The organism is Bradyrhizobium sp. 45 (genome assembly GCF_023073155.1).
Taxonomy (GTDB): domain Bacteria; phylum Pseudomonadota; class Alphaproteobacteria; order Rhizobiales; family Xanthobacteraceae; genus Bradyrhizobium; species Bradyrhizobium canariense_D.
Genome location: NZ_JADPIX010000154.1, coordinates 571,456 through 593,224, shown reverse-complemented (window position 1 = coordinate 593,224; position 21,769 = coordinate 571,456). Strand labels below are relative to the sequence as shown.

Genomic DNA, 21,769 nt, shown 5'->3' with positions numbered 1-21,769 from the left:
GGACCGGGTTATGACGCGTGAATTGTTCTGGCTGACACTGACGGTGGTCCTGACTGGAATCCTCTGGATTCCCTACACCATCAACCGCTGCCAGATTCGCGGGCTTGGTGGTGCGATGGCCAATCCCTCGCGCACCGACAAGCCGCAGTCGGAATGGGCGAACCGCCTGATGTTCGCGCATGACAACGCCGTCGAGAACCTCGTGCTGTTCGCGCCGCTGGTGCTGATCCTGAATGCGATCGACTACTCCTCGAAGTGGACGGTGCTTGCCTGCGCCGTCTATTTCTGGTCGCGCGTTGCGCATCTGATCGTCTATGCGATGGGTATTCCCGTCTTCCGCACCCTCGCCTTCACCGTCGGTTTTCTCGCCCAAGCCGTGCTGGCGCTCGCGATCTTCAAGGTGCTCTGATCGGCCCCGGTTGGGTTGGCGCCTGCAACGAACGGGTGAAATCTCGAAGGCCTATCGCGGCTGCCGGTGTTGCCGAATGACGACAGTGCGGAAAAAAGCAGCAATGCCCTCTTGGGCTGACACGATGGATCGCACATCCAGAGGTATATTTGCCCATCGCAATTGATTGATTCGGGGCAGACATGAATTGGAAGATTGCATCCGCCGTCGGCGCGTTGTCGCTCGTTGCCGTCGCGACCCAGGCTAACGCCGCAGATCTCGCCGCCCGTCCCTACACCAAGGCGCCACCGATGATCGCCGCGATCTATGATTGGAGCGGCTTCTACATCGGCGCCACCGGCGGATATGGCTCGTCACGCAATTGCTGGGACCAGACGGTTGGTTTCGCGGCCGGCGTTGCGGAAGGCTGCCATGACGCGACGGGCGGCGTCGCCGGCGGCCAGATCGGTTATCGCTGGCAGAGCAGCGCCTTCGTATTCGGCCTCGAAGCGCAGGGCGACTGGGCGGACCTCTCCGGCCGGAACGCCAGCACCGTGCTCGGCGTCGCGAACCGCACCCGTGTCGATGCTTTCGGCCTGTTCACCGGCCAGATCGGCTACGCTTGGAACAGCGCACTGCTTTACGCAAAGGGCGGCGCCGCCGTCACCCGCAATCGCTACCGCGGCATCGGAACCGGCGGTCTGGCCGGAGCCGAGTTCGACGGCGCCGACGACACCCGCTGGGGCGGCACGGTCGGCGTCGGCATCGAATACGGCTTTGCGCCGAACTGGTCGGTCGGCTTCGAATACGACCATCTGTTCATGGGCCGGCGCGACGTTACCCTCACGGCAAACGGCGTGCTGGCACCCGTCGGCACGTTCTCACGTACCGACCGCATTGGCCAGGACGTCGACTTGATCACCGCCCGCATCAACTACAAATTCGGCGGCCCGATCATCGCGAAGTACTGAGAAAGCGCCCTCGCAGCCGTCATGACCGGGCTTATCCCGGCCATGACGAGCAGCGACTCTTGCGCCTACGCCTCCGGCAGTCCCAGCATCAGTCGCATGTTCTGCACGGCCGCGCCGGACGCGCCCTTGCCGAGATTGTCGAGCCGCGCGACCAGCACCGCCTGATGGTACTTGTCGCTGGCGAAGACGTAGAGCTCGAGCGTGTTGGTCTCGTTGAGCCCTTCCGGCTCGAGCTTGCCACCCTTGGTCGTCTCGTTCTGCAGCGGCATCACCGAGACATATTTTGAGCCGGCGTAACGTTCTGCCAATGCGGCTTGCAGGTCCGCACCGCTCGGCTTGCCGGGCAGCGTGTCGAGCTGGAGCGGCACCGACACCAGCATGCCCTGCCGGTAATTGCCGACCGACGGGATGAAGATCGGCCGCCGCGTCAGGTTCGAATAGAGCTGCATCTCCGGCAGATGCTTGTGCTCGAAGCCGAGGCCGTAGAGTTCGAAGGACGGCGCGCTGCCGTCCTCGAAACTCGCGATCATCGACTTGCCGCCGCCGGAATAGCCGCTCACCGCATTGATGGTGACGGGATAGTCGCGCGGCAGCAGGCCGGCATCGACGATCGGTCGCAGCAGCGCGATCGCGCCGGTCGGATAGCAGCCGGGATTGGACACCTTCTTCGCAGCCTTGATCTTGCCAGCCTGATCCGGCGTCAGTTCCGGAAAGCCATAGGCCCAGTCGGGCGCGACCCGGTACGCGGTCGAGGCATCCAGCACCTTCGGGCCCGACGGCCCCATGCTGTCGATGAGCGCAACCGTTTCCCTGGCAGCATCGTCGGGCAGACAGAGGATGACCAGATCAACCTTCTCCATCAGCGCCTTCTTGGCCGCGGGATCCTTGCGCTTGTCGTCGGCAATCGTCTTCACGACCACGTCGCTCTGCAGCTTCAGCCGCTCGTTGATGCCAAGCCCTGTGGTGCCGGAGCCGCCGTCGACGAAGACAGTGGCCGGCTTTGTCGCAGCGCCAGTGGTCGGTGCTTTCGTCGTTTCAGTGAGGCTCATGGCGCGCTCCTTTCGAGCATGTTGGTTTCGGATGCGAAGGCATCCGGCCTTACGTCCTGCATCAGTTGCGCGATCTCCCTGGCGTCGGCATGGGCTTGCGCGCCAAGCGCATTGGCGATCGCCGTATAATCGGCGTCGGACTTGTGCTGGTTGAGCTTGAAGCTGGCTTCGACCTCCTCAACCGTCATGACCAGACCCACGATCGCCTTCTTCATCGCCTCGAGCCGCCCGGCCGTCATCTTGCCCGACGTCCACGGCTTCTTCGGCAACAGCCAGTTCTCGAACTTGTTGCTGAGCGTATCGATTTGCACGGCCAGTTCACCATCCGACAACAACCGCACCGGCCCGGTCAGATGGACCGACTGGTACAGCCAGGTCGGCACCTGATCCGGCGAGACGTACCAGTCCGGCGACACGTAGGCATCGGGGCCGTTGACCCCGAGGAGCCAGGAGGTCGTCCCGTCCGCAAGCTTTAGCAGCGGATTGTGACGGGCGACATGAAACGCGGCCTGCGGCGTGCCGTCCGCGGCATAGGTCAAATAGAACGGCAGCGGCGAGGCGATCGGCTTGTGGCCGTCGAAGGCGCACATGGTGCCGAAGCCGCGCGTGTCGGCGAATTTCAGGCTCGCGGCGCGGTCCTGCTTGAAAAAGGGTGGCGTGTACATCGTAGTCTCCTGCTGGCCTCCTTGGTGGCCGCCGGATCAGATCGCACTGACAGGAGAGAGAATGCCGCGGATCGGATCCAGCGGCAAAGACGATGATCTCAAACGCGATCGACCGCCCAAACCGCAAAGCTGCGGCGGCGGCGCCGGGCGAACAAAATGGTCGCGGCGTTGATCATGGCGCGGGGCTATAAGGCCAGTTGCGGTCGCCGTCAAGGTTCCGACGTCACACCACGCCCCAGATCCATTCCATGATCTTGGCGATCACATCTCCGAACAGCAGCAGCGCCGCCGACCAGATCAGTGCCGAGACGAAATTGGCGGCCTGGAAGCTCCAATAGGGCATCTCGAAAATGCCGGCTGCAAGCGGCACGGAGGCACGCAAGGGGCCGAAGAAGCGGCCGATGAAGATGCTCGGCACGCCCCAGCTGCGCACGAAGGCCTCGCCTCTGGGCAGGAGTTCCGGATAACGCGAGAGCGGCCACATCTGCGCGACCTGCTCCTTGTAGCGATAGCCGAACCAGTAAGAGACCCAGTCGCCCAGCGCCGCCCCGATGCCACCGGCGATCCAGACCGGATAGAAGCTGATGCCACTCGCGCCGATCAGCGCGCCGATAGCGACCAACGCGCCCCAGGCCGGGATCAGCAGCGAGATGAAGGCGAGCGACTCCCCGAAGGCGAGCACGAACACGATGGGAGCTGCCCACGTCTGGTGAGCGCGCACGAAATCGGCGAGCCCGTGCGCAAACTGCTCCATTCAAAAATAGCCTTTCCGTCCTGCCCGAAGGTGCTGCTCGATGAAAATGACTGGTAAGCCAATGACTTGTGTGACATCAAGTCACAAAGCCAGGTCCAGCCGGACCGGACCGTCACATTGCCGGGAATTGATGGGATGCGGCGTACAATCGCCGGGATTGGCTCCCAACCACACCGCCGGGCCCGCCCCGCGATAACCTTTCCAAGTCAGAAGTGGCATAGTCGGCCCAACCGATTCGCCGCTCATGCGGCCCTCAAAACGCATAAAGATATATGTCCAAGCAGTTGAAGCCCAAAGCAAAAGACGATTTTTTCGGCGGCGATGAGCCCAAGCCCCGCGCCGCCAAGGCCGCCCCGCGCGCGGGCGGTGCCGAGGCCGACTACACCGCAGCCGACATCGAGGTCCTCGAAGGTCTGGAACCGGTGCGCCGCCGGCCCGGCATGTATATCGGCGGCACCGACGAGAAGGCGCTGCATCACCTCTTCGCCGAAGTCATCGACAACTCGATGGACGAGGCGCTCGCGGGGCATGCGACCTTCATCGGAGTCGAATTGAGCGCGGACGGCTTTTTGACCGTCACGGACAACGGCCGCGGCATCCCGGTTGATCCGCATCCAAAATTCCCGAAGAAGTCGGCGCTCGAAGTCATCATGTGTACGCTGCACTCGGGCGGCAAGTTCGACTCCAAGGTCTACGAGACCTCGGGCGGCCTGCACGGCGTCGGCATCTCCGTGGTGAACGCCCTCTCCTCGCTGCTCGAGGTCGAGGTCGCGCGCAGCCAGAAACTCTATCGCATGACGTTCGAGCGCGGCCACCCAAAGGGCAAGCTCGAGGATCTCGGCAAGATCAACAACCGCCGCGGAACCCGCGTGCGCTTCAAGCCGGACACCGACATCTTCGGTGCCAAGGCAGCGTTCAAGCCGCAGCGCCTGTTCAAGATGACGCGTTCGAAGGCGTATCTGTTCGGCGGCGTCGAGATCCGCTGGAATTGCGCGCCCGAACTGCTTAAGGGCGTCGACGACGTGCCGGCGGAAGCGACGTTCCACTTCCCCGGTGGCCTCAAGGACTATCTGGCCGCCGCGATCCACGCCGACACGCTGGTGCATCCCGACATCTTCTCCGGCAAGTCGGGCCGCAACGGCGCGCATGGCGCCTGCGAATGGGCGGTGGCCTGGACCGCGGATGCCGACGGCTTCCTGTCTTCCTACACCAACACTGTGCCGACGCCCGACGGCGGCACGCACGAATCCGGCCTGCGCAGCGCGCTGCTGCGCGGCCTCAAGGACCACGCCGAACGCGTCGGCCAGGGCAAGCGCGCGTCGTCCATTACGTCGGAAGACGTGATGGTGGGTGCAGCCGTGATGCTCTCGGTGTTCGTGCGCGAGCCTGAATTCCAGGGCCAGACCAAGGACCGTCTCGCCACCGCCGAAGCGCAGCGCATCGTCGAACAGGCGATGAAGGATCCGTTCGACCATTGGCTGTCGGGCAATCCGAACCAGGCCAACAGGCTGCTCGAGTTCGTGGTCGAGCGCGCCGAGGAGCGGCTGCGCCGCCGCCAGGAGAAGGAGACCGCGCGCAAGACCGCCGGCAAGAAGCTGCGCCTCCCCGGCAAGCTCGCCGATTGCAGCGATGCAGGGTTGGAAGGCTCAGAACTCTTCATCGTCGAGGGTGACTCGGCCGGCGGCAGCGCCAAGCAGGCGCGCGACCGCAAGACCCAGGCCGTGTTGCCGCTGCGCGGCAAGATCCTCAACGTCGCGTCCGCCGGCAAGGACAAGCTGACGGCGAACACGCAGCTCGCCGACCTCGTGCAGGCGATCGGCTGCGGCATGCTCGCGCAGTATCGCGAAGAGGATCTGCGCTACCAGCGCATCATCATCATGACCGACGCCGATGTCGACGGTGCCCACATCGCGTCGCTGCTGATCACCTTTTTCTACCGGCAGATGCCGCGGCTGATCGATGAAGGCCATCTCTTCCTCGCCGTGCCGCCGCTCTACAAGCTGACCAACGGCACGAAGTCGGTCTACGCCCGCGATGACGCGCACAAGGCAGCGCTGATCAAGAGCGAGTTCAACGCCAACGCCAAGGTCGAGGTCAATCGCTTCAAAGGCCTCGGCGAAATGATGCCGGCGCAGCTCAAGGAAACCACCATGGATCCGGCAAAGCGGACCATGTTGAAAGTGGTTCTGCTCGCCGACGACCGCGACACCACGGCGGATTCGGTGGAGCGCCTGATGGGCACCAAGGCCGAAGCGCGCTTCGCGTTCATCTCGGACAAGGCCGAATTCGCCAACGACGACCTGCTGGACGTCTGATCCGCAGGCGCTGCCCGGTCGTATCCATCCAGAGCCCCGGCATGATGCCCGGGGCTCTTTTGTTTTTGGGAGATGACAACCGCTCTTTCCCGCCAATCCTGCCAACGTTCGCCTCGATTTCGTTGATTCCCGGCCTCATCGCGCCGCGACTCGGCCAACGACTCACCGAGCCATGACTGATGCAGGACTGCCTCCATTTCGGACAAAGCCGAATTCGCTAACGAGAAGCTACCAAAACGCAAATCGCAAAATTCGACGTACTGCATTGATAATGCGTACTTATTTCACATTTCCACGACGGCACCCAGAATCCCTGCCGTGCGGCGTTTCCCGGCGACTGTGCCTGCTCTGCAACAGCATTTCGGAGAGAAGCAGGTATAGTCCGGGACATCAGATCACACGGACTTCAGTGCGCTCGCGCCTGCCAGACAGACCAAAGCTTGGGGATTTTTAAGATGAAGAAGATTTTGCTCGCACTGACCGCGGTTGCCGCGATGACCGGTTCGGCCTCGGCCGCTGACCTTGGCGCCCGTCCCTACGCGAAGGCGCCGATGGCGGCTCCCGTCGCCAACTGGACCGGCTTCTACATCTTCGGCGGTGGCGGTGGCGGTCTCTCGAACGCCGACCAGCACGTGCAGACGACGGTTGGCGCAGTTCCCCTGACGATCGATCAGCGCCAGGGTGGCTCGGGCTGGTTCGGCACCGTCGGTCTCGGCTACGACTGGCAGTTCAGTGGCACCTGGGTCGCCGGCGTGTTCGCTGACGGTCAGTTCGGCAGCATCCGTGCTACCATTCAAGATCCCCTGCTCGGCATCACCGGCAACCAGAAGCTAGAAGACTCCTGGGCCGCTGGTGTGCGCCTCGGCTGGCTGGTCGCTCCGAACGTTCTCTCCTACGTCAACGGCGGTTACTCCGGCGCCCACTTCGGCAGCACCAACTTCATGACCTTGGCTGGCGCTCCGGCCGGCGTTCACCTCAACGGCTACAACCGCAATGGCTGGTTCATCGGCGGCGGCGTTGAGAACAACCTGAACATCTTCGGCATCCAGTCGCCCGGCTGGTTCATGAAGACCGAGTACCGTTCGGCCTTCTACAATGCAAAGACCCAGGACATCCTGTTCGATGCCGGTAACCTCCCGGTCGGTCAGAGCATTCGCGCCAACAGCTGGAACCAGACGATCTCGACTTCGCTGGTTTACCGCTTCAACTGGACCGGTCCGGTCGTCGCGAAGTACTGATCCGAACGCAAGTTCAGACGTCAAAGCCCCGGCATCGTCCGGGGCTTTTTCGTTGTACGGTGCTTCAGCGGACCTTGCGTATGGACATGCATCCGCCCTGCGGCCTGCATCAGCGGCCATTGTATCCCGACCACGGCTACGGCTAGTCTCCCGGCAAGTTTTCGGGCCGCGGCAATCGTCATGTCGCGTCACGACAGAAGCAAACCGCCGGGGAGGAATGCATGCGCAGATTTCTGCTTGTAGCAGGCCTGTTTGCCCTTGCCGTCGGGCTGCTCTGGATCGGACAGGGTACGGGCACCGTCGCGTGGCCGCGATCGAGCTTCATGGTCAACCAGCTGCAATGGGCCGGCTATGGCGCAGCCATGGCCGGCTTCGGGCTGGTGCTGATCTGGCAGAGCAACCAATAGAAGAAACCAGGGAATAGCAGCATGACATCCAGTCGGTTCGATCTGCGCGGCAAGGTCGCGATTGTCACGGGAGGCAATGGCGGCATCGGGCTCGGCATGGCCCGTGGCCTCGCCGACGCCGGCGCCAACATCGCCGTGGTCGGGCGCAACGAAACCAAATCCGCCGCCGCCATCGCCGACCTCAGCCAACGCGGCGTGAAGGCGATCTCTGTTGCCACCGACGTCACCGACAAGGCGGCCATCGCCGCGATGATCGATCGCGTCGTCGGGGATCTCGGCCGGATCGACATCCTCATCAACAATGCCGGCATGAGCATCCGCAAGCCGCCGCACGAGCTCGAGCTCGACGAGTGGAACACGGTGATCAACACCAATCTCACCAGCGCCTTCCTGTGCTCGAAGCTGGCCTATCCGGCGCTGAAGGCGTCCGGCAACGGCAAGGTGATCAACATCGGCTCGATGATGTCGATCTTCGGCGCGAGCTTCGCAACGGCCTATGCGGCGAGCAAGGGCGGCATCGTTCAGTACACGCGCGCCTGCGCCAATGCGTGGGCGCCCGACAACATCCAGGTCAATGCCATCCTGCCGGGCTGGATCGACACCGACCTGACCCGCGGTGCGCGGCAGCAGGTATCGGGATTGCACGAGCGGGTGCTGGCACGCACGCCTGCGGGGCGGTGGGGCGACATCGACGACTTCGCCGGCATCACCGTGTTCCTCGCCTCATCCGCCTCCAACTTCGTCACCGGCACCGCGATCCCCGTCGATGGCGGGTTCTCGGTGATGGCGTAGGCCGCACCAATAAATCTGCACACAAAAAAGAAGCCCCGGACAATGCCGCGGCTTTTGAATTTGGGCAGTGATCGTCTTTTATGGCTGCTTGGTCGTTCGTTGACCCACTTAGTAGCGGGCGATGACCGGCGCGTCGAACTTGTAGCTGGCGCGCACGACGGCCCACTGCAGGTCGCGCGGCTTGGCATCGAAGCTGTAATTGCCGGAGGTGCCGCCGAGTTGATAGGTCTGGCTGGCGAAGGCTGCGTAGTTGTATTCGAGGCCGACGATCCAGTTGCGGGTGATGCCGTATTCCCAGCCGGCACCGACGGTCCAGCCGTTGGCCCAATGGGTCTGACCGCCGGAACCGGTGGCCGGACCGACCGTATCGGTGACCGACAGACGGTTGTTCACGCCGGCATAGCCGCCCTTGATGTAGAACAGGTTGTTCTGCACGGCGAAGCCCGCGCGACCGACGACGGTGGCAAGCACATTGGTGCGCCAGGAGAACACGTCGTCACCCGCGCCGAACGCGGTGTTCAAGAACGAGCCCTTGTTGTCGAGGCCCGAGATCGTGCCTTCCATACCGAACACGTAGTTGTTGGCCTGCCAATTGTAGCCGATCTGGGCGCCGCCCAGGATGCCGGAGTTGCGCTGACGGTAGCCCTGCCCCGGGGTCAGATCGCCAAACGGTGCGCCGGTCCCGTTGTTGATGAACTGCTCGTTGGTCCATGCACCGCCGATGTGGCCGCCGACATAGAAGCCGGTCCAGTTGAACATCGACTCCATATAGGCCGGCGCCTTTGTGTAGGGCCGAGCACCGAGATCGGCGGCGGAAGCGGCGCCGGTCGAAATCAGAGCGGTCGTGCAGGCGAAGGCGGCAATCAACTTGTTACGCATGGTACACCCCGTGTCCTTTGATGGGTGCACGCTCACACGCAGGTCTTACTCAAATTTGAATCAAGACAGTTAAGACGTCGGATTGGCAAGCAGCGCGCCTTCAATCCGTTTGCGCTGTTGCACGCAGGCAACGCGCCGAGCGCGATTTAACGCCGCGTTATCCCTACCGAGCCCTTGCGCTACCGTGCCGGCGCAGCCTTCGACTGCACGTGCTCGGGCCGGACGCCAAGCGCGAGCAGGCGCGCCGGAATGCCCTGGAGCCACGGCAGCGCGGTGATGAGGCGCAGGACCAGCGGCACTTTCAGCGGCCGGTCGCCGCCCTGCAAGGCGCCGCTGATGATGTTGTTCTGCACGATCATCTGCATCCGCTGCGTCATCTTCACCGGGAATTCGCGGCGACGGCGCACGGCATCGAGTTCGTCCTCCGACGGGCAGCCGCGCTGCAGCTCGTCCGCCAGCAGGTTTGCGGTCGCGACCGCATCCTGGACGGCGAGATTGACGCCGACACCGCCGACCGGCGACATCGCATGTGCGGCGTCGCCGATCAGAAGCAGGCCCGGCCGCGTCCAGCGCGGCAGGCGGTTGATCGCGACGGTGAGCAGCTTGACATCGTCGAAGTTCTTCACCTCGGCTATGCCGCTCTTCAGGACCGGCGCCATGCGAACGACGTCGTCGAGCAGCGCCTGCAATCCCCTCGCCTTCACCGCGTCGTATTGTCCCTTGGCGATGACATAGGCGCACTGCCAATAGTCGCCGCGGTCGAAGGTGATCATCATCTTGCCGGGCTCGACGCGCGCGAACAGGTTCTCGGTCTCGTTCGCCTTGCGTCCGACGCGGAACCACAGCACGTCCATGGGCGCGCCGATCTCCTCGACCTCGAGGCCGGAATGCTGGCGCACGGTCGAATGCCGGCCGTCACATGCGATGGTGAGATCAGCTTCGATGTCCACGATACCGTCAGGCGTATTCGCCCGCACGCCGGCGATGGTCTCGCCGCGGCGGATCAGATCGACGGCCTCCGTGTTCATCATCACCTGCAGCGAGGCGAAGCGCTGGCCGGCCTCGCGCAGGAAATTCAGGAAATCCCATTGCGGCATGAAGGCGATGAAGGGGTACTTGGTGCGGAGCCGGCTGAGATCGGCGATGCGAACGGGGGTACTGCCGAACAGGCCGTCCAGCTTTTGCAAGCGCTGATGCGGCAGCTTCAGGAATCCGTCGATCAGGCCGAGCTCGTCCATCACCTGGAGCGTCGAAGGATGCACGGTGTCGCCGCGGAAGTCGCGGAAGAAATCCGCATGCTTCTCCAGCACCACGACATCGATGCCGGCGCGCCCGAGGAGATAGCCGAGCATCATGCCCGCCGGTCCGCCGCCGACGATGCAACACCGCACCTTCAGCGGGGAGCCCTGGGGACGCTGCAACGTATCGGGTTTCACGGTCGGGTCCTCCTTCACGAGCCAAGCATTCTGTGCAGTGCAGCAAGCAAGATTCATTTGCTGCGGTTGTGAATGGCCGTTAGCCTTGCCTCCAATTCCGACTCATTCGGGAAATTGCAGTGCAGACAATCCTCATACTGCTCGGCGTCTGGATCCTGATCAACGTGCTTTTCGTCTTGATCATGATCGCACCGCGCAGGCCGCCGCTTGCGCCGGTGCGCATCGAACAGAACGGTTATCCGCACGAGGAGTAGGTCAAGCTCCTGCCGCGCCAAGTCATCATCTCGATCGCGATGGGCGCTTTCTTCCCGCTGACCCCGTCCTTGATCGAGGCCCTCAAACGCTTCATCCGGAAGCGCCGCGAATAGCTAAGCGGCCTGCTCGACACCTCAGTTGTTGCTGCGGTTCGCGCTGCGGAAGCTCTTGATCTCCGACACGCTGCCGTCGCGATAGGTCAGCTCCACCGAGATGAACTGCGTTGCCGGCGCGAGCTTCATGGAGAGCGGCATGCCGGCGCTGATCGCACTGGGATCGCGCATGTCGCAGCCCGGCATCTTCAACACCTGGTTCGGAACGGCGGTATCGATGCCGATGCGCACCTCGCGGATGGCGCAGCGGTAGGACACTAGGTGCGTGTAGTAGACCAGCAGCCCGTTGAACTCGCGGAATGACAGCCAGCTCGTCGCGGTCATGTCCAGGATCTTGCGCTGGTCACGGATCAGCGCGGCTTCGGGATCGAACCTGATCGGGAACGGCCCCTGCATGTCACCGGATTGGTCGACATAGCGAACCTCGATGGTGCCGGCCTGCGCGTCCGGCGGCAATTCGATCGACGGGTTCGGCATCCTCTTGCGCGTGCGCGGGTCGAGCGTATCGATGAAGCCGGTTTCGCGGAAGTCGCCGTTGCCGGCCATGCGCCAGGAAACGCCGAGGGTCGGATCGGCAAAGGAGAACACCACGCTCCAGCCGCCATTGTGACGCGAGAAGCTCGCGATCGGCGCGTTGGTGGTCTCCTCCTTCGGCACGCGCGGCACCGACACCGGTGGCAGCGCCGCGAGCTTCTGCGCCGGCGGATCGGCCGGGCGCGCGGCGGCATCCTTGGCGATGCCGCTGAGGAAGACGTCATCGACCATCTGATCGAAATAGACCGGCACCTGCCTGTGCTTGACAGTGTCGGCCATCTCGCTCACGAGACGGCGCGTACGCTGCGCCACTTGCACCAGGTTCTCGCCGGGCTGGAGCAGTTCCTTGGCGAAGGTGCGCGTGAATACCGAATTGGGATTGGCGTCGTCATTGGAGAGGCGGTCGAGCGCGGTCTGGCGCGGGCCCGCCGAGAAGACCGAGAACACGCCTTCGGGCAGCTGCACCATCGGGGCAAGCCCGCCGCCACCGGAGACGGCGCGGGTACCCTTGCGCTCGAACGGGTTGTTGCGGCAGGCGTCGAACACCAGGATCGAGGTCCGCGCCTTCTTGTTCTGGAGGCGCTCGACGATGCGATCGGCCAGGATGGAGGCGTCACGCACCAGTTCTTCCTGCCCTTCCGTCGCCGCGGGCACGTCCGTCGGCAGCAGATAGTTCTGGCCTGCGATCTCGAAGCCGTGGCCGGCATAGAAGAAGAACGCGGTGTCGCCGGGCTCGATCGTCCGATCGAACGCGAGCAGCGTCTCCGAAAATTGCTGCCGGCTCTGGTTTTCGGCGAGCATCACGGAGAATCCGAGCTGCTTCAGCGTATCGCCCATGGTGCGGGCGTCGTTGACCGCCTTGAGCAGCTTCGGAACGTTCCTGTAGTCGTTGTTGCCGACGACGAGCGCAACGCGCTTCTCGGCACAGGCGGGAAGCGCGAAACCGCTGAGGCCGGCCGCAAGGCCAAGCGCTGCCAGTACTCTGAGAAGCCGACGCGTCATCGAAAATCCCTCAAGAACGGCCCACGCCGGTTCCCTCGAACAGCGGTTCATGGGAACCGCGCCTTTGATGTGATAGTCGGCCCAGCCACATCGCTGGTTCAACCGCCCTGAGGACTCAGGTCTGTTGTCCAGCCTATGGTAGATGCCACCGGAATTTGCTTTTTCTCGGTCAATTCTTGTGGGCAATTCCGCTGGAAGCGAGGGGCCGCCGTGTATCGCTGGTGCACCGACGAGGTCGAGCCGCACGACCGCTTCGACTTTTGGCGCGAGGTGCGCGCCAAGGGCCTGTTCGGCGTCACCGTCGAACTCGAGCCCGAACGCCGCGCGAACTTCTTCGGCGAATTCTCGCTGCGCCGGCTTGGCGGAGCCGGCCTCGTCGAGCTGAAGGCCTCCCATTACACGGTCGAGCGCAGCGTGACCGACATCGCTCACGCGCCGGGCGACAGCCTCTGCGTCTATCAGCAGCTCGGCAGCGGCGCGTGGTTCGGCGGCATGCGCGGCAGCGACTTCACGATCGCCAATGGCAGCTTCGCCACCAGCCATACCGACCAGACCTATCGCGCCACGCCGCTGGGCACGGGCGGCTTCCACCTGCGGATCCTGAAGATTCCCGTGAGCGGCCTCTCCATGCAGGACAAGCGCATGCGCGAGCTTGCGCCCCGGACGTTCGACGATCCCGGCTTGAAGCCCCTGCTCGACGCCTGCTTCGCCGATCTCGGTACGGTTGCCGCGGGTGATGACGGCGCCGCCGATGCCGCTTCGCTCGTCGAGGCTTTAGCCCATCTGGCGCTGATCGAGCGCGGCATGCTGCGGGCCGGCAGCCGCCTCGGGCAGGCCGCGCTGCGGACCGCCCGGCTCTCGCAGGCGCGGCGCCTGATCGCGCGGCACCTGCAAGACCCAAATCTGGCGCCGGCCATGGTGGCCGACCTGCTCGGTGTCTCCGTGCGTCACCTGCACATGCTGTTCGAAAGCGCGGCAAGGAGTTTTTCGCAAACCGTGACGGACGAACGCCTGAACCAGAGCCGCCGCTTGATGCGCGAAGCCCCGGACCGGTTGATTGCCGACATCGCGACCTCCTGCGGCTTCGAGAGCGTCGCGACCTATTACCGGGTCTTCAACGCCGCCTACGGGATCGCGCCCGGCGACTTCCGCGCGCAGGGGCCGGAGGGGCGCTAGCCGACGTTTGGGCGGAAAACCGCAGCCGCTCCCACTATTTGGGCGAAAACCTCAGGTTTTTTAGGGCCTTCCCGCGCCCGCTCCATTGACTTTGGCCGATTCCCCCCTATGTTCCGTGGCGACGCGGCTCAGATCGAAGAGCGATTCCTGAGTTTGGCGCTTTGTTCGCGTGAGTCAGCACCCCCAGCTTCTTTGAGAGCGCGCCGTTTTGGGGTGGAACGCGACAGCCTTATTACCCTCGATTCCGAACGGCGGTTTCGACCAGAGGCTCAATGTCTTTTACCCATCTCGGACTATCCGAAAAAGTCCTCGCTGCAGTGGCGGCCACCGGTTACACCACCCCCACCCCCATTCAGGAACAGGCGATCCCTCACGTCCTCGCTCGCAAGGACGTGCTCGGCATCGCCCAGACCGGCACCGGCAAGACCGCGGCCTTCGTGCTGCCGATGCTCACCATTCTCGAAAAGGGCCGCGCCCGGGCGCGCATGCCGCGCACCCTGATCCTTGAGCCAACCCGCGAACTCGCGGCGCAGGTGAAGGAAAACTTCGACCGCTACGGCGCGGGCCAGAAACTCAACGTCGCCCTCCTGATCGGCGGCGTTTCCTTCGGCGACCAGGATGCCAAGCTAACGCGCGGCGTCGACGTGCTGATCGCCACTCCCGGCCGCCTGCTCGACCACACGGAGCGCGGCGGCCTGCTGCTCACCGGCGTCGAGCTGCTCGTCATCGACGAAGCCGACCGCATGCTGGACATGGGCTTCATTCCCGACATCGAGCGCGTCTGCAAGCTCGTCCCGTTCACGCGGCAGACCCTGTTCTTCACCGCGACCATGCCGCCGGAGATCCGGCGCATCACCGAAACCTTCCTGCACAATCCGCAGAAGATCGAGGTATCGAAGCCCGCCACCACCGCTGTCACCGTTACGCAGTGTCAGGTCCCGGCCGGGCGCGAGGCGCACGAGAAGCGCGAGCTGCTTCGCCGATTGCTGCGCGAGGCGAAGGATCTCCAGAACGCGATCATCTTCTGCAATCGCAAGCGCGAGGTCGCCGTCGTTCACAAATCGCTGCAAAAGCACGGCTTCAGCGTCGGCGCGCTGCACGGCGACATGGACCAGTCGGCCCGCACGGCGGCACTCGAGCAGTTCCGCAAGGGCGAGCTGCCCCTCCTGGTCGCATCCGACGTCGCCGCCCGCGGCCTCGACATCCCCGAGGTCAGCCACGTCTTCAATTTCGACGTTCCCCACCATCCCGACGATTATGTCCACCGCGTCGGCCGCACCGGTCGCGCAGGGCGGTCCGGCATGGCGATCTCGCTCGTCACGCCGCTCGACCAGAAGTCGATGGTGGCGATCGAGAAGCTGATCGGCCAGAGCATTCCACGCGCGGAGGGCGATTTCGAAGTCCGCACCGATGCTTCCGACGCGAGCGAGCGTCCGCGCGAGCAGCGCGGCCGTGAACGTTCACGCGGCGGACGCGGCAAGCCGCAGCGCGGCCGCGATCGTGAGCGCAGCCACGAGCCGCGCGAACCGCGTGGCGAGGCACAGCCTTCGGCCGAAGCACGGTCCGCTCCCGAGACAAGGCCCGCTTCCGAAGCAAGGCCCGCGCGCGAGGCAAGGCCTCCGCGTGAAGCCAGACCTTCGCGTGAAGCCAGGCCGCCGCGCGAAGCCAAGCCATCATCCGAGCCGCGTGACGGTGCGCGCCAGCAGGCCAATCCGTCGCATGTGCCGTCGATCGGCCGTCCCGAGCCGCGCCGCCAACGCGAAGCCGACAGCGAGCCGGGTGACCACTCGCATCTGCCGGCCTTTCTGCTGCGTCCAGTTCGCTCCCCCGCCGGCGCCTGAAGCACGATGCGCGCCCAGCTTTGGTTGAAACCAAGCCGGCGCGCACTTTTTCGGATGCATTCGTGGACGTATATTTACGGGGCGTTCACGATCGTCCGTTAGCCTACGAACATAATTTAAGTATTGCTGCGGTCGTCGGCGCGCCGGTCGCTGTGGGGTATGTTCCGTGGTCAAGGTGCTCGACGAACACGAACGCACGATGGCGTTCGCCCAGGTAGCGCTCGGTCAGATCCGATCGCTACGGCAGACGGCAATTCCCCGCAATTACGAGATCTGGTACGTCTACGCCACCGGCTACAACGCCCCGCTCAACAAGATCATCAACGAGACGCTGGCGCGAAGCGGCAAGCTGACCGAAGCCGATCTCGATCAGATCTACGAGACCTACCTCTCCCACATCAAGACCACCGAGCGCATCGACAAGGTCGGCGCGCGCGTCATCGGCGAGATCGACGACGTCATAAAGGTTCTCGGCGACGCGCTCGCGATGACCGGCTCCTACGATGCGAGCCTGTCAGACGCGACCAAAAAGCTGTCATCGGCCGAAAGCCGCGAGCAGATCAAGTCGATCATCGAGACGCTGCTGCATTCGACCAGCGAGATGCGCGAGACCAACAAGGCGCTGGAAGACCGGCTGACGCTCTCGAGGAGCGAGATCAGCAACCTCCAGCAGAGCCTGGAGGCGATCCGCGCCGAGAGCCTGACCGATCCGCTGACGGGGCTCGGCAACCGCAAATATTTCGATCGCATGATCGACATGGCCGTGCAAGGCGCGCTCGCCTCCGGCGAGCCGCTGTCGCTGCTGCTGGTCGACATCGATCATTTCAAGTCGTTCAACGATTCCTACGGCCATCTCACCGGCGACCAGGTGCTGCGGCTGGTCGGCCTGTCGCTGAAGCAGACCATCAAGGGCCAGGACATCACCGCCCGCTATGGCGGCGAGGAATTCGCGGTCGTGCTGCCCAACACCGCGCTGCGCCAGGCCCTCACGGTGGCCGATCACATCCGCCGCGCGGTGATGGCGAAGGAACTAAAGAAGAAGTCCACCGGCGAAATCCTTGGCCGGGTCACCATCTCCGTCGGCGTCTCCATGCTCAAGCAGGGTGACGACACCGATGCGCTGATCGAACGCGCGGATGCCTGCCTCTACGCCGCCAAACGCAACGGCCGCAACCGCGTGATCTGCGAGGCCGATCCGGAATTCACGGTCGAGACCCATAACCGGGTGGCGTGACGCCGAAGCCGCGCACCGCCAGCGCTTGACATTCTGACCCGACGAACGACATCTCCCTCGCCGTCTTGAGGCGTCCGACTGCGAAGATCCGGAGGACTTGTCGTCTTGCCCAATCCGCATGATTTTCACTCACCGCAACCGTCCTACACCAGGGACGAGCTGCTGAGATCGAGCGAGGGCGGCTATTTCGGGCCGGGCAATGCGCAATTGCCAGCGCCGCCGATGCTGATGATGGATCGCATCACGGAGATCAGCCTGGATGGCGGCGAGTTCGGCAAGGGCCATATCGTCGGCGAACTCGACATCGCGCCGGGCCATTGGTTCTTCGATTGCCACTATCACGGCGATGCCACGATGCCAGCGTCTCTGGGTTTGGATGCCATGTGGCAGATGGTCGGCTACTGGCTGGGATGGTCGGGCTCGCCGGGCAAGGGCCGCGCCATCGGCGTCGGCGAAGTCGCGTGCACGGGCGAGGTCACACCGAACGCGCAACGCGTGCGCTACGAGGTCTCCATGAGGATGGTCCGGCGCGGCAAGCTGGTGCTCGGAATTGCCGACGGTCGCGTGCTGGCCGACGGCGTCTGCGTCTTCACCGCCAGGGACATGCGGGTTGGTCTGACCAAGGCCGTGGAGTGAAGTCCCATCGGGTGGGCAAAGGCGCTCAGCGCCATGCCCATCATCTCCCACACCAGCACCTCAGCGGAGGGCACGCTTCGCTTTGCCCGCCCTGCGCACTGTTTTCTTCTTGGTCGGCCGCTTCGTTGCAACGGGCTTCTTCGCAACCTTCTTCGCCGCCTTCTTCACCTTGGGCGGCTTCTTCACCTTGGCGCGCTGGGCAGCAGCAAGCGCGGCCCTCGCCCATTGCGCGAGTTCCGCGGAATCGTCGAACAGGCGGGCCGGCAGCTCCCAATAGGAGTTCACCACCACGGTCTTGGCGCGGGTCGAGTATTGGAACGGCTTCGAGCCTTCCGCCTCAAAATCCGGGATGGTCATCTCGTCAGCGCGGAAGAACAGGCCGGCGCGCAAGGCCAGCGCGAAGTTGACGCCGTCGGCGGAGATGCCGTAGCCGGAGAACATTTTCCGGATGGCGACGGGGCCGAAATCGGCGAACAGGTCGATCAGAAATTCGCGGTCCATGGCTGAACTATTTCCGCACGGTCGTCCTGGCGAAAGCCAGGACCCATTCCACGGGAGGGAGTTTAGCGAAGACTGCCAGTCGTGCCAGCGTCGGTATTGGCACCGACGATCACCGCGAGATCACGCGGTATGGATCCTGGCCTTCGCCAGGACGACAGCGGAGCGATTTGCGAGAAACGGACTACCCGTCGATCTGCGCCGGGCGCAGCTCGACGGACTCGCCGCAGCCGCAGGCGGAAATCTGGTTGGGGTTGTTGAAGACGAACTGGGCCTGCATCTTGTCGGCCTTGTAGTCCATCTCGGTGCCGAGCAGGAACAGCACGGCCTTCGGATCGACCAGGATCTTGACGCCCTTGTCCTCGACGACCTCGTCGGTCGGGCGGACATCATGGGCGTATTCGACGGTGTAGGACTGTCCGGCACAGCCGCCGTTCTTGACGCCGACGCGCAGGCCAACGATCTCGGAATCGGCCCGCTGGGTCAGCTCGCTGATGCGCTGGGCGGCAGCGTCCGTCAGCCGCATGACCTGCGGGCGGGGCCGCCTCGGCTTTGGAGTGGATGCTGGTGTCGAGCCCGACGATATCTGTGTCATGTCAATGATGTGGTCCGTTGCCGAGCGAATTCAATGCCAAGGATCTAACAAGGATCTAAAGCCGAGGTTACGCGTCACCACATGTTGAGCACGAGGCGGGCCTCGTCGCTCATGCGTTCCGGCGTCCATGCCGGCTCCCAGACCACCTTGACGTCGACCACGCCGACGCCGGGGACGCTGGCGACCGCGTTCTCGACCATGGTCGGCAGCTCGCCGGCGGCCGGGCAATTCGGTGTCGTCAGCGTCATTTGCACATCGACGGAACGATCGTCCTTGATCTCGACCTTGTAGATCAGGCCGAGCTCGTAGATATCAGCCGGGATTTCCGGGTCGAACACGGTCTTGAGCCCGGCGATGATCTCGGTGGTGAGACGCTCGGTCTCCTCAGGCGGCAGCGCCGACTGGGTTTCCATCGGATTGGCTTTGATTTCGGCCGTGTCACTCATGCGAACAAATCCCGCGCCTTCAACAGCGCCTGTGCCAGATGATCGACTTCTTCCCGCGTATTATACATGCCGAACGACGCCCGGCATGTGGCTGTGACGTTGAACCGCTCTAAAAGCGGCATCACGCAATGGGTGCCGGCGCGCACCGCGATGCCCTGGCGGTCGATCACGGTGGCGACGTCGTGGGCGTGCGCGCCCTTGAGTTCGAAGGAGATCACCGGGCCCTTGCCCCGCGCCGTGCCGATCAGCCGCAGCGAGTTGATCTCGCGCAGCTTATCCTGGGCGTAGGTGACGAGATCGTGCTCGTGCGCGGCGATGCGCTCCTTGCCGATCGAATTGACGTAGTCGATCGCGGCGCCGAGCCCGACGGCCTCGACGATCGCCGGCGTGCCGGCCTCGAATTTGTGCGGGGGATCGCCGTAGGTGACGATGTCGCGCGAGACCTCGCGGATCATTTCGCCGCCGCCGTTATAGGGGCGCATCGCGACCAGGTGGTCGTAGTTGGCCCAGAGCACGCCGATGCCGGTCGGCCCGTAGACCTTGTGGCCGGTGAAGACATAGAAGTCGCAGCCGAGGTCCTGGACGTCGACTGGGATATGCACCGCGCCCTGGCTGCCGTCGACCAGCACGGGAATGCCGCGGGCGTGGGCGATCTTCACGACGTCCTTGACCGGGACGATGGTGCCAAGCGCGTTCGACATCTGCGTGATCGCGACCAGCTTGGTCTTCGACGTCAGCAGCTTTTCGAATTCGTCGATGAGGAAATTGCCCTCGTCGTCGACCGGCGCCCATTTGATCACGGCACCATGGCGTTCCCTGAGGAAATGCCAGGGCACGATGTTGGAGTGGTGCTCCATGATCGAAATGACGATCTCGTCGCCTGCTTTGATGTTCGGCTCGCCCCAGGACGAGGCGACGAGGTTGATCGCCTCGGTCGCGTTGCGGGTGAAGATCACTTCCTCGGTCCGCGGCGCGTTGATGAACTGCGCCACCTTGGTGCGGCCGCCCTCATAGGCTTCGGTCGCGGCGTTGGCGAGATAATGCAGGCCGCGGTGCACGTTGGCATATTCGGAGGTGTAGGCCTGCGTCATGCGATCGAGCACGGCGCTCGGCTTCTGCGCAGATGCGGCGTTGTCGAGATAGACCAGCGGCTTGCCGTAGATCTGCATGGCCAGCGCCGGAAAATCCTGGCGCACGCGCGCAACGTCGTAAGAGCCGTTCTTGACTGCCGGATGCGTGCTCATTGGCGCCGCTCCAGCCAGCGCTCGGCAATGCCGATCACGTGCTCGCGCAGATCATCGTTGGCGATCTGCTCGATCGCCTCGCCGACGAAGGCCTGGATCAGCAGCGCCTGGGCCTGCTTCTCCGGCAGGCCGCGCGCCTTCAGATAGAACAGCAGACTGTCGTCCAGCGCACCGGCGGTGGCGCCGTGACCGCAGGAGACGTCGTCCGCAAAGATCTCGAGCTCGGGCTTGTTGTCGGCTTCCGCCTCATCCGAGAGCAGCAGCGCGCGGATCATCATCTTGCCGTCGGTCTTCTGCGCATCGGGACGAACGATGATGCGGCCCTGGAACACCGAATGGGCGCGATCGTCGATCACGGCGCGGAAAACTTCTCGGCTGACGCAGTTCGGCACGGCATGGTCGACCACCAGCGTGGTGTCGCCATGTTCGGTCTTCTGCAACAGGTTCACGCCGTTGACGGAGAGCTCGCTGCCCTCGCCTGCCAGCGTGATGAAGCCCTGCAGGCGGCTGACTGCCGCGCCGGTCGTCATGTTAAAGAAGTTCAGCTTTGTATTCGCGCCGACCGTGACGAACTGCGAGGTGATGTTCACAGCATCCGGCGAATCGTCCATCAGACGGATATGCGCGATGTCGGCATTATCGCCAACCGAGAGGATGACGGCATCGTTGACCTGGTAAGCCTTGGCGCCGGCCGCGACAAAGCTCTCGATGATCGTGGCACGAGCGCCCTTCCCGACCGCAACCTGCGAGCGGGTGAAAGCCGACGCGGAAGATGCAACCGCGATGTGAATGATCTGGATCGGCGCGGACAGCTGCGTGCCGTCGGCGATATGAAGCACGACACCGTCGGTCGCCATCGCGGCGTTCAGCGCGATCACCGCATCGGTGGCCGCGGTCTTTAACAGACCGGAATCCTTCTCCAGCGTCTCCCGCAATGTCTTAAAGCCCGCCTCGGAGGCCAGCGCCTTGACGTCGGAGAGATCGGGAGCGAACACGCCGTCGACCAGCACCAGCTTGCGGGCGCCCGTGATCGCATGCGCTTTCACCGCGTCCGCGGCGCGCTTCAACGCAGTCGCATCGGGCGCAGCCGCGAGCGGCAGTACCTCGCCGACCAGCGCGCGCAGATCGGTGTACTTCCACTCCTCGATCCGGCGGTGCGGCAGGCCGAGACGCTCATAGGTCTCGAACGCCTCGCGGCGTACCGCGATCACGGAAGGCGAACCCGGCAGCCGGCCTTCGGCGCTGGCGAAGAGATCGCTCACCGCGCGGCCGTTTCCGGTCTTTGCCACAGCAACGTTCAT

The 21,769-nt window shown here is 64.0% G+C and carries 22 protein-coding genes; 11 read left to right on the top strand and 11 right to left on the bottom strand.

Features of this window, described 5'->3' with window-relative positions; all coding sequences use genetic code 11:
• Nucleotides 1–10 precede the first annotated feature (10 nt).
• A complete protein-coding gene (locus tag IVB42_RS40030) occupies nt 11–409 on the top strand; it encodes an MAPEG family protein (RefSeq protein ID WP_018454432.1) in 399 nt (132 codons plus the stop codon).
• Nucleotides 410–591: 182 nt separating this feature from the next.
• On the top strand, nt 592–1,359 hold the full coding sequence (locus IVB42_RS40025) for an outer membrane beta-barrel protein (protein WP_247395206.1): 768 nt from the start codon (nt 592–594) through the stop codon (nt 1,357–1,359).
• A 65-nt stretch (nt 1,360–1,424) separates the two neighbouring features.
• Here the strand turns inward: IVB42_RS40025 and argC are convergent, their stop codons facing one another.
• From argC to IVB42_RS40010, 3 genes are all read right to left on the bottom strand, one after another.
• A complete protein-coding gene (argC, locus tag IVB42_RS40020; RefSeq protein WP_247395207.1) occupies nt 1,425–2,408 on the bottom strand; it encodes an N-acetyl-gamma-glutamyl-phosphate reductase in 984 nt (327 codons plus the stop codon).
• Complete coding sequence (locus IVB42_RS40015; protein WP_247395208.1) at nt 2,405–3,073, bottom strand: FMN-binding negative transcriptional regulator; 669 nt, start codon at nt 3,071–3,073, stop codon at nt 2,405–2,407. Before IVB42_RS40015 ends, argC begins: the two co-directional genes overlap by 4 nt.
• Before the next feature lie 223 nt (nt 3,074–3,296).
• Nucleotides 3,297–3,827, bottom strand: a complete 531-nt coding sequence (locus tag IVB42_RS40010) for a DedA family protein (RefSeq protein ID WP_018454436.1) — start codon at nt 3,825–3,827, stop codon at nt 3,297–3,299.
• A gap of 272 nt (nt 3,828–4,099) precedes the next feature.
• On the opposite strand from IVB42_RS40010, the gene parE reads away from it, so the two are divergent.
• From parE to IVB42_RS39990, 4 genes are all read left to right on the top strand, one after another.
• The gene (parE, locus tag IVB42_RS40005) at nt 4,100–6,142 is read left to right on the top strand and encodes a DNA topoisomerase IV subunit B (protein WP_247395209.1); all 2,043 of its coding nucleotides are present in this window, start codon (nt 4,100–4,102) and stop codon (nt 6,140–6,142) included.
• A gap of 455 nt (nt 6,143–6,597) precedes the next feature.
• Nucleotides 6,598–7,380, top strand: coding sequence for an outer membrane beta-barrel protein (locus tag IVB42_RS40000; RefSeq protein ID WP_085353490.1), 783 nt, complete (start codon nt 6,598–6,600; stop codon nt 7,378–7,380).
• 221 nt (nt 7,381–7,601) lie between these two features.
• Complete coding sequence (locus IVB42_RS39995; protein WP_007591540.1) at nt 7,602–7,787, top strand: hypothetical protein; 186 nt, start codon at nt 7,602–7,604, stop codon at nt 7,785–7,787.
• A gap of 21 nt (nt 7,788–7,808) precedes the next feature.
• Nucleotides 7,809–8,579, top strand: a complete 771-nt coding sequence (locus IVB42_RS39990; protein ID WP_085353491.1) for a glucose 1-dehydrogenase — start codon at nt 7,809–7,811, stop codon at nt 8,577–8,579.
• A 108-nt stretch (nt 8,580–8,687) separates the two neighbouring features.
• On the opposite strand, the gene IVB42_RS39985 is transcribed toward IVB42_RS39990, so the two are convergent.
• Together IVB42_RS39985 and IVB42_RS39980 are read right to left on the bottom strand one after the other, a co-directional pair.
• Nucleotides 8,688–9,458 carry an outer membrane beta-barrel protein gene (locus IVB42_RS39985; RefSeq protein ID WP_204511099.1) on the bottom strand — a complete coding sequence of 257 codons (771 nt, stop codon included), beginning with the start codon at nt 9,456–9,458 and terminating at the stop codon, nt 8,688–8,690.
• A 179-nt stretch (nt 9,459–9,637) separates the two neighbouring features.
• Entirely contained in the window at nt 9,638–10,894 is a 1,257-nt protein-coding gene (locus tag IVB42_RS39980) for an FAD-dependent oxidoreductase (protein ID WP_247297404.1), read from the bottom strand.
• A 119-nt stretch (nt 10,895–11,013) separates the two neighbouring features.
• On the opposite strand from IVB42_RS39980, the gene IVB42_RS42125 reads away from it, so the two are divergent.
• On the top strand, nt 11,014–11,148 hold the full coding sequence (locus IVB42_RS42125; RefSeq protein WP_256465053.1) for a hypothetical protein: 135 nt from the start codon (nt 11,014–11,016) through the stop codon (nt 11,146–11,148).
• 135 nt (nt 11,149–11,283) lie between these two features.
• On the opposite strand, the gene IVB42_RS39975 is transcribed toward IVB42_RS42125, so the two are convergent.
• Nucleotides 11,284–12,798: a caspase family protein gene (locus IVB42_RS39975; RefSeq protein WP_018454444.1), complete on the bottom strand. Its 1,515-nt coding sequence runs from the start codon at nt 12,796–12,798 to the stop codon at nt 11,284–11,286.
• Nucleotides 12,799–13,008: 210 nt separating this feature from the next.
• Here IVB42_RS39975 and IVB42_RS39970 point away from each other — a divergent pair, with 210 nt between their 5' ends.
• From IVB42_RS39970 to fabA, 4 genes are all read left to right on the top strand, one after another.
• On the top strand, nt 13,009–13,974 hold the full coding sequence (locus tag IVB42_RS39970; protein ID WP_085353493.1) for a helix-turn-helix transcriptional regulator: 966 nt from the start codon (nt 13,009–13,011) through the stop codon (nt 13,972–13,974).
• 272 nt (nt 13,975–14,246) lie between these two features.
• A complete protein-coding gene (locus IVB42_RS39965) occupies nt 14,247–15,815 on the top strand; it encodes a DEAD/DEAH box helicase (RefSeq protein WP_026232735.1) in 1,569 nt (522 codons plus the stop codon).
• Between the two features lie 166 nt (nt 15,816–15,981).
• Complete coding sequence (locus tag IVB42_RS39960) at nt 15,982–17,049, top strand: GGDEF domain-containing protein (protein WP_085353495.1); 1,068 nt, start codon at nt 15,982–15,984, stop codon at nt 17,047–17,049.
• A 105-nt stretch (nt 17,050–17,154) separates the two neighbouring features.
• Nucleotides 17,155–17,685 (top strand): bifunctional 3-hydroxydecanoyl-ACP dehydratase/trans-2-decenoyl-ACP isomerase, encoded by a 531-nt coding sequence (gene fabA, locus IVB42_RS39955; protein ID WP_085353496.1) that lies wholly within the window; start codon nt 17,155–17,157, stop codon nt 17,683–17,685.
• Between the two features lie 60 nt (nt 17,686–17,745).
• Here fabA and IVB42_RS39950 read toward each other — a convergent pair whose 3' ends face one another.
• The 5 genes from IVB42_RS39950 to sufD form a co-directional block, all read right to left on the bottom strand.
• A complete protein-coding gene (locus IVB42_RS39950; RefSeq protein WP_018454449.1) occupies nt 17,746–18,186 on the bottom strand; it encodes a TfoX/Sxy family protein in 441 nt (146 codons plus the stop codon).
• Between the two features lie 181 nt (nt 18,187–18,367).
• The gene (locus IVB42_RS39945) at nt 18,368–18,778 is read right to left on the bottom strand and encodes an iron-sulfur cluster assembly accessory protein (RefSeq protein ID WP_007609828.1); all 411 of its coding nucleotides are present in this window, start codon (nt 18,776–18,778) and stop codon (nt 18,368–18,370) included.
• Between the two features lie 74 nt (nt 18,779–18,852).
• Entirely contained in the window at nt 18,853–19,224 is a 372-nt protein-coding gene (locus tag IVB42_RS39940) for an SUF system Fe-S cluster assembly protein (protein WP_007591551.1), read from the bottom strand.
• A complete protein-coding gene (locus tag IVB42_RS39935; RefSeq protein ID WP_204511094.1) occupies nt 19,221–20,468 on the bottom strand; it encodes a cysteine desulfurase in 1,248 nt (415 codons plus the stop codon). The genes IVB42_RS39940 and IVB42_RS39935 overlap by 4 nt, the downstream gene beginning before the upstream one ends.
• Nucleotides 20,465–21,769: a Fe-S cluster assembly protein SufD gene (gene sufD / locus IVB42_RS39930; RefSeq protein WP_247297406.1), complete on the bottom strand. Its 1,305-nt coding sequence runs from the start codon at nt 21,767–21,769 to the stop codon at nt 20,465–20,467. Before sufD ends, IVB42_RS39935 begins: the two co-directional genes overlap by 4 nt.

Bases quoted from the DNA above. Each gene is read 5' to 3' on its own strand.
- IVB42_RS39975 (WP_018454444.1), bottom strand. From the start codon at position 12,798: ATGACGCGTCGGCTTCTCAGAGTACTGGCAGCGCTTGGCCTTGCGGCC.
- IVB42_RS39995 (WP_007591540.1), top strand. From the start codon at position 7,602: ATGCGCAGATTTCTGCTTGTAGCAGGCCTGTTTGCCCTTGCCGTCGGG.
- IVB42_RS39965 (WP_026232735.1), top strand. From the start codon at position 14,247: ATGTCTTTTACCCATCTCGGACTATCCGAAAAAGTCCTCGCTGCAGTG.
- IVB42_RS40030 (WP_018454432.1), top strand. From the start codon at position 11: ATGACGCGTGAATTGTTCTGGCTGACACTGACGGTGGTCCTGACTGGA.
- argC (WP_247395207.1), bottom strand. From the start codon at position 2,408: ATGAGCCTCACTGAAACGACGAAAGCACCGACCACTGGCGCTGCGACA.
- IVB42_RS40015 (WP_247395208.1), bottom strand. From the start codon at position 3,073: ATGTACACGCCACCCTTTTTCAAGCAGGACCGCGCCGCGAGCCTGAAA.
- IVB42_RS39950 (WP_018454449.1), bottom strand. From the start codon at position 18,186: ATGGACCGCGAATTTCTGATCGACCTGTTCGCCGATTTCGGCCCCGTC.
- IVB42_RS40010 (WP_018454436.1), bottom strand. From the start codon at position 3,827: ATGGAGCAGTTTGCGCACGGGCTCGCCGATTTCGTGCGCGCTCACCAG.
- IVB42_RS39940 (WP_007591551.1), bottom strand. From the start codon at position 19,224: ATGAGTGACACGGCCGAAATCAAAGCCAATCCGATGGAAACCCAGTCG.
- IVB42_RS39945 (WP_007609828.1), bottom strand. From the start codon at position 18,778: ATGACACAGATATCGTCGGGCTCGACACCAGCATCCACTCCAAAGCCG.
- parE (WP_247395209.1), top strand. From the start codon at position 4,100: ATGTCCAAGCAGTTGAAGCCCAAAGCAAAAGACGATTTTTTCGGCGGC.
- IVB42_RS40025 (WP_247395206.1), top strand. From the start codon at position 592: ATGAATTGGAAGATTGCATCCGCCGTCGGCGCGTTGTCGCTCGTTGCC.
- IVB42_RS39935 (WP_204511094.1), bottom strand. From the start codon at position 20,468: ATGAGCACGCATCCGGCAGTCAAGAACGGCTCTTACGACGTTGCGCGC.
- IVB42_RS39990 (WP_085353491.1), top strand. From the start codon at position 7,809: ATGACATCCAGTCGGTTCGATCTGCGCGGCAAGGTCGCGATTGTCACG.
- sufD (WP_247297406.1), bottom strand. From the start codon at position 21,769: ATGAACGTTGCTGTGGCAAAGACCGGAAACGGCCGCGCGGTGAGCGAT.
- IVB42_RS39985 (WP_204511099.1), bottom strand. From the start codon at position 9,458: ATGCGTAACAAGTTGATTGCCGCCTTCGCCTGCACGACCGCTCTGATT.
- IVB42_RS40000 (WP_085353490.1), top strand. From the start codon at position 6,598: ATGAAGAAGATTTTGCTCGCACTGACCGCGGTTGCCGCGATGACCGGT.